Annotated in this window: 2 protein-coding genes; both read left to right on the top strand. The window is 67.9% G+C overall.

Annotated features, from left to right (window positions below):
- On the top strand, window positions 1–853 hold an 853-nt coding region (locus H928_RS27220; protein ID WP_043339665.1), incomplete at its 5' end, for a helix-turn-helix transcriptional regulator.
- A gap of 332 nt (window positions 854–1185) precedes the next feature.
- Window positions 1186–1902 (top strand): SDR family oxidoreductase (locus H928_RS32305; protein WP_021026522.1); only part of this gene is annotated, 717 nt, incomplete at its 3' end.

Raw genomic sequence — 1902 nt, 5'->3', positions numbered from 1 at the left:
CCCCCCCCCTGCCGTTACGGCCTCTGTCCCCTCGCAGGAGCTGGGCCACTTTCTGCGCGCCCGGCGCGAGAGCCTGTCGGCCGCGGCCATGGGCCTGGCGCGCCATGGCCGGGTGCGCACCCCGGGCCTGCGGCGTGAAGAGGTCGCCCAGCTCGCCGGCATTGGCGTGACCTGGTACACCAAGCTCGAACAGGGCCGCGAGGTGCAGCCCTCGCGCCAGGCGGTGGAGGCCATCGCCCGCGCGCTGCAATGCAATGACGACGAACTGCGCCACCTGCTGGTGCTGGCGGGCATCAAGCTCGACCAGCCCGCCGCCAGCGTGCTCGACGCACCGGGCTGCTTGCACCGGCAGCTGCTCGACAAGATGCTGCCCTACCCGGCCCAGATGCAAAGCGCCGCGTTTGACCTGCTCGACGCCAATGCCGCCTATGAGCGGCTGATGGGCGTATCGCTGCAGCAGCTGCCCGCGCTCGAGCGCAACTGCCTGCACATGAACCTGTTCAACCCGCAGTGGCAGCGCGTGATGCGCCATGAGCCCCAGGCCATCGAGCGCATGGTGGCCATGTTCCGCGCGGCCTACACCCAGCAAAGTGGCGACCCGGCGATAGCCCAGCGGCTGGACTACTTTCTGGCGCAGTCGCCCGTCTTCCGCAACGCCTGGGAGCGCTACCAGGTGCGCAGCCCGGAGAACAACGAAAAGACCTTTGACCACCCTGTTGTCGGCATCCTCCACCTGCGCCAGACCTACTGGTGGTCGGCCCCGCGCAACGGCATGCGCATGGTGGTCTACCTGCCCGTCAGCGACCAGGACGCCGAGACGCTGGACCGGCTGGCCGCGCTGCCCGCGCCTTGAATGCCGCCTGGGCATGCGGCGCAAGCTCGCCTAAGAACCTGTTCAATGTCTCCTCGCGCCGCGACAGTGTCTTTGCGGGATGGGATGCTAGGCGCAGTGCGCAGCCAATAGACAGCTATTGGCAAGCGCTGCAACGCCGCAGCCCCCCCGCAAAGCCACTGTCCCTACGGGTTGGAGTGAAATCGGGCGATTTCTGCGCGCTGGCCCTTGCTTGCACCCCGGTGCAAGCTGCGTTCCACCCCTTCGAACTCATCCCGATTGCACTCCAACGCGGCTGCGTAGTGACTTTGAACAGGTTCTAAGATAGGGCCTCTTTTGTGAGCCTCCATGCCATGACCTCAATCGTCCTTATCACCGGTGCCAGCCGTGGCATCGGTGCCGCCACCGCCGTCCTGGCCGCCCAGCATGGCTGGGATGTGGCCGTGAACTACAGTAGCAATGAAGCTGCGGCCCACACCGTGGTGCAGGCGGTGCAGGCCCTGGGCCGCCGCGCCATCGCCGTACAGGCCGATGTGGCCGATGAGGGCCAGGTGTTGGCGATGTTTGCGCGCGTGGACAGCGAGCTGGGGCGCATCACGGGGCTGGTCAATAACGCCGGCGTGGTGGACCGCGCCCAGCGCCTGCAGGACATGGACATGGCGCGCTGGCGCCGCATGTTCGATACCAATGTGCTGGGCAGCTTTCTCTGCGCCCGCGAAGCGGTACGCCGCATGAGCACCGCCGAAGGCGGCGCGGGCGGCAGCATCGTCAATGTCTCGAGCCGGGCTGCCTGCCTGGGCTCGGCCCACCAGTATGTGGACTATGCGGCGTCCAAAGCCGCCATCGACACGATGACCCTGGGCCTCGCCCAGGAGGTGGCCGCGCAAGGCATACGCGTCAACGGCGTGCGCCCGGGCCTGATCGAGACCGATATCCACGCCAGCGGCGGCCAGCCCGACCGCGTGCAGCGCCTCTCGGCCGGCGTGCCGCTGGGGCGCGGCGGCACCGCAGACGAAATCGCCCAGGCCATCTACTGGCTGATGTCCGACCTCAGCAGCTACTGCACCGGC

Source organism: Comamonas sp. B-9, from assembly GCF_000410635.1.
Taxonomy (GTDB): domain Bacteria; phylum Pseudomonadota; class Gammaproteobacteria; order Burkholderiales; family Burkholderiaceae_C; genus Comamonas.
The sequence above is the reverse complement of the archived record's forward strand: the minus strand, read 5'-3'. Positions and strand labels throughout refer to the sequence as shown.